Annotated in this window: 5 protein-coding genes and 1 pseudogene; 2 read left to right on the plus strand and 4 right to left on the minus strand. The window is 72.4% G+C overall.

Annotation, left to right across the window (positions count from 1 at the left end; translation table 11 throughout):
* The 4 genes from PROKR_RS11120 to PROKR_RS11135 all read right to left on the minus strand — a co-directional run.
* On the minus strand, positions 1 to 251 hold a 251-nt coding region (locus PROKR_RS11120; protein ID WP_036963089.1), incomplete at its 3' end, for a hypothetical protein.
* A gap of 149 nt (positions 252 to 400) precedes the next feature.
* Positions 401 to 1,771 (minus strand): histidine--tRNA ligase, encoded by a 1,371-nt coding sequence (gene hisS / locus PROKR_RS11125; RefSeq protein ID WP_036963091.1) that lies wholly within the window; start codon positions 1,769 to 1,771, stop codon positions 401 to 403.
* Between the two features lie 30 nt (positions 1,772 to 1,801).
* Positions 1,802 to 2,467 (minus strand): DinB family protein, encoded by a 666-nt coding sequence (locus tag PROKR_RS11130; protein WP_036963093.1) that lies wholly within the window; start codon positions 2,465 to 2,467, stop codon positions 1,802 to 1,804.
* Positions 2,464 to 3,126 (minus strand): MBL fold metallo-hydrolase, encoded by a 663-nt coding sequence (locus tag PROKR_RS11135; protein WP_036963248.1) that lies wholly within the window; start codon positions 3,124 to 3,126, stop codon positions 2,464 to 2,466. Before PROKR_RS11135 ends, PROKR_RS11130 begins: the two co-directional genes overlap by 4 nt.
* Before the next feature lie 204 nt (positions 3,127 to 3,330).
* Here PROKR_RS11135 and PROKR_RS11140 point away from each other — a divergent pair, with 204 nt between their 5' ends.
* Together PROKR_RS11140 and PROKR_RS34630 are read left to right on the plus strand one after the other, a co-directional pair.
* A complete protein-coding gene (locus PROKR_RS11140) occupies positions 3,331 to 4,098 on the plus strand; it encodes a peptidylprolyl isomerase (RefSeq protein WP_036963096.1) in 768 nt (255 codons plus the stop codon).
* A pseudogene (locus PROKR_RS34630) lies at positions 4,095 to 4,353 on the plus strand (DUF349 domain-containing protein); the annotation flags it as partial. The gene PROKR_RS11140 and the pseudogene PROKR_RS34630, both read left to right, overlap by 4 nt.

Raw genomic sequence — 4,353 nt, forward strand, 5'->3', positions numbered from 1 at the left:
GCACCGACCCCGTCGGCGGCACCGAGCCGGCCGGCGGCGCTGAGCTCGTCGGCGGCGCCGGGCCCGTCGGCAGCGATGATCCTCTCGGCGACACGACGCGAGCGCCTGACCCGTCGCGTCCAGGCCGCCTTCGCGGCGTCCGGGTCGCGACGGCGTCTCACCGGTTCCTGGGGCGCGCCGGTCACCCCGACGAGCGACTGTTCCCAGCGCTCGCCGACGACCTCGTCACCGAAGCGTCCTGAACCCGTCATCGACTGTCTCCTCGACCCGCCGGCAGGCCGAGGTTCGGCCGGGCGGCGTCGTTACGTACGGAGTCTCATCGACTCGACGCGAGGCTAGCCGACCGCGAGCGCACGGCTTCGGGCATACCGGACAACAGGTGCCAGTTCACCCGTGAGGTTCACCCGCGCGGCACGACCCGGGGCCAGCGGTCCTCGTCCGACGGCGCCCACGACGCGGCGTCGGCGTCGACCTGGTCGCCGGAGCGGATGTCCTTGACCTGGTCGGCACCCACCGCGCCGTCCTCCCCCGCGGACCCGGGGAACCACACGAACGGGATGCCGCGCCGGTCGGCGTACTTGATCTGCTTGCCGAACTTCGCGGCGCTGGGCGCCACCTCGACCGGGATGTCCCGCGCACGCAGCGCCGCGGCCACGGCGTCGGACGTCGCGCGCTCGTCCTCGGACGCCACCGCGACCAGCACTGCGGAGGGCACCGAGCGCGTCGCCTCCACCAGGTCGGCCGACAGCAGCCGGGAGACCAGCCGCGAGACGCCGATCGACAGGCCCACACCCGGGTAGGTGTTCTTGCCGTCGGAGGCGAGCGTGTCGTACCGGCCGCCGGAGCAGACCGAACCGAGCTGCTCGTGGCCGACCAGCACCGTCTCGTACACCGAGCCCGTGTAGTAGTCGAGGCCGCGCGCGATCTTCAGGTCCGCCACGACCACGCCCGGCGCACGCTGCGCCGCCGCGGCGATCAGCGCGCCGAGCTCCGCCAGACCGGTCTCCAGCAGCTCCGTGACCGCACCGTAGGACTCGGCCAGCGCACGCACCTCGTCGATCACGGAGACGTCCGACCCCGAGATGGACGCGAGCGCCAGGCATGCCTTGGCCTGGTCGTCGGTGGCGCCGCACTCGGTGACGAGCAGCTCGGACACCTTCTCGGGACCGATCTTGTCGAGCTTGTCGATCTGCCGGAGCACACCCTCGACGTCCTCGAGGCCGACGCCGCGGTAGAAGCCCTCGGCGACCCGGCGGTTGTTCACCAGGATGCGCACGGGCGGCAGGCCGATCTCGCCCAGAGCGCCCAGCGCCTCGGCCATGACCAGCGGCGCCTCGACCTCGAAGTGGTACGGCAGCTCGCCCGCGCCGACGATGTCGATGTCGGCCTGGACGAACTCGCGGAACCGGCCGTCCTGCGGGCGCTCACCGCGCCACACCTTCTGGATCTGGTAGCGACGGAACGGGAACGCGATACGCCCGGCGTTCTCGAGCACGTAGCGCGCGAACGGGACGGTCAGGTCGAAGTGCAGGCCGAGCTGCTTGTCGGGGATCTGGCTGTTCTCTTGCTGGAGGCGCGAGAGCAGGTAGACCTCCTTGGACGTCTCGCCCTTGCGCAGCAGCTGGTCCAGTGGCTCCACGGCCCGCGTCTCGATCCCGGCGAACCCGTGCAGCTCGAAGGTGTGGCGCAGCGTGTCGAGGACGTGCTGCTCGACGATGCGACCGTCAGGGAGCCATTCGGGGAAACCGGAGAGAGGAGTGGGCTTTGCCATGCCTCAGATCTTCCCACGAGCGGCGAGGTGTCAGCCCGGGTTTTCCACAGCCTGGTCGACCAGGCGGGCGAGCACGTCGAGCTCGCCGCACTCGTGCCACGCCAGACGGCGCAGCACCTTCACGCTGGTCCAGCTCCCGTGCTCGGGCCAGGTCGTGGCCAGGTCCGGCGCCAGCGCCTCGACCGCGCGTCGCACGTGCGCCCCGGACTCTTCGAGCTCGGTCACCACGTCGTCCGCCCGCTCCCGCGCGGGCAGCCCCAGCAGCGGGAGGTAGTAGCGCGACTCGGTGTCCGCGATGTGGAACGCGAGTTGCTCCACCGTGTGCCAGGAGGCGTAGGCGGGCAGCTGCCGGCCGGGGTCGCGGTAGTCCAGCACGCCGCGCGGCGCGGACCGCACCAGAGCGAGGGTGCGCGACCTTGCCCGGCCGAGGACCGCGAGCGTCGCCGCACGCTCCGCCTCGGACGCCGGCACCGTGTCCCGCTCGAACACGGTCTCGTCCCCGCTCGCGGCGCGATCCACACGTTCGACGACGTGGAGCGCGCCGGTGTCGAGCCCGCACCGGGTGGCGAGGTCGGCGAGCGCCGCGTCGTCGTCTGGTCCCTGGCCGCAGGTGCCCCAGTGCTCCAGGTCGAACGTCCAGGCGGCGGACCAGCCGTCCTCGGCCATGCCCGCGCCCGCGTCGACGTAGGCCCTCACCCGCGGCCCGCGGTGAGGAACGGGTTGGTCCCCAGCTCCTGTGCCACGGTGGTGGCAGGGCCGTGGCCCGGGACGACGGCGAGCCCCGGGTCGAGCGCGCGCACCACGTCGCGCAGGGTCTCGCCCATCACCTGGTCCGAACCGCCGTGCAGGTCGGTGCGCCCGATGGAGCCTGCGAACAGGACGTCGCCGGACAGCACCACCTCGTCGTCGAGCCGGTAGAGCGTGGAGCCCTCCGTGTGGCCGGGCGCGTGCAGGGCCTGGAGCGTGACCGCGCCGAACGTGAGCGTCGTCGACCCGCCCGGGGTCGCGAACGGCTCGACGACCTCCGGCGCGTGGTAGTCGTCGCGGTGCAGGCCGAGCGCGGACTCCAGCGCGGGGCTGAGGGTGGCGAACGGCTCGTCCAGCCGGTAGGCGTCGGCCTCGTGCAGCCGCATCGGGATCCCGTACCGCGCGCACAGCGCCCCGGCGTCCCACGTGTGGTCGGCGTGTCCGTGGGTGGCCAGGACGGCACGCGGGGTCAGGCCCGCGTCGTCGATCAGCCGCACGACGGCGTCCGCGACGCCCGCTCCGGCGTCCACCACAACGCAGTCGGTACCGGCGGACACCACGCAGCAGTTGGTCCCGAAGACCGGCGCGACCACGATTCGAAGCTCCACGAAACCCACGCTAACCGGTCGGTCCGACCCATGTGGACGCTTGTTCACCCCTCGCGGGCGCGGCTCAGACAGTATGACCTGGCATCCGATGCCTACACTGTCCCCGCACGGGGTGATTCGCCCCGGATCCATCAGGTGAACCGGTCCCCGCAGGACCGCGCCCGGGTCGGGGCGAGCACAAGAGAGCACGGAGAAGGGAACGCGGTGGCTTCCACCAAGCAGCGGCAGCGCACGCAGCAGGCCAGGCAGGCCGAGAAGCGGGCGCAGCGGCAGGCGGCCAAGCGCGCGCACAAGCAGCGCCTGTGGACCCTGGTCGCGCTGTTCACCGTGCTCGCCCTCGTGGGCGCCTTCGTGGTCGCCGCGCTGATCAACAACAACGCCGCACCCGAGGCCGGCGCCTGCCCGGCTGCCGTCGAGGAGGCTCGGGACACCTACGAGCTCGCCGACCCCGCGGTCGCCGAGGACCGTACCTGGACCGTCACCCTGCAGGCCTGCTCCGGCGACACGACCGCCGACATCGTGCTCGAGCTCGACGGCGCCGCCGCACCGCAGGCCGTCGCCAGCTTCGTCACGCTCGCCCAGGGCGGGTACTTCGACGGGACCGGCTGCCACCGCCTGACCACGCAGGGCATCTTCGTGCTCCAGTGCGGCGACCCGACCTTCACCGGCTCCGGCAGCCCGGGCTACTACTTCGGCCCCGTCGAGAACGCCCCGGACGACGACGTCTACCCGGCGGGCACCGTCGCGATGGCGCGGCGCGGCGACGACGCCAACTCCATGGGCTCCCAGTTCTTCCTCGTCTACGAGGAATCGACCATCCCCTCCGACTCCGCCGGCGGGTACACGGTCTTCGGCACGATCACATCCGGCCTGGACTTTGTCCAGGCAGTCGCTGACGCGGGCGTGGCAGAAGGTGCACCAGACGGTCCACCTGCCAACCCGGTCACCATCGAAGGAGTTGAGACCCAGTGAGCGAACCCACTTCTCGCTCGACCGAGCCCGTCCAGCAGGACGCGCCCGTCGAGCCCGTGGCCGAGACTCCGACCGCAGCCGAGTCACCGGCTGAGGCGCCCGAGGCGGCCGTCGAGGCCGACGCACCGGAGGCTGCCGTGGAGGCGACCGACGAGGCGCCCGCGACGGATCAGGTCACCGAGGAAGCTCCCGTGGCCGAGCCCGAGGCGCCCGCCGAGGACGCTCCGGCCGAGGAGGCGCCCGCCGCCGAGGCTC

Source organism: Promicromonospora kroppenstedtii DSM 19349 (assembly GCF_000515355.1).
Lineage (GTDB): Bacteria > Actinomycetota > Actinomycetes > Actinomycetales > Cellulomonadaceae > Promicromonospora > Promicromonospora kroppenstedtii.

Excerpts from the sequence above, each read along its gene's own strand:
- hisS (WP_036963091.1), bottom strand. The coding sequence starts at position 1,771 with ATGGCAAAGCCCACTCCTCTCTCCGGTTTCCCCGAATGGCTCCCTGAC.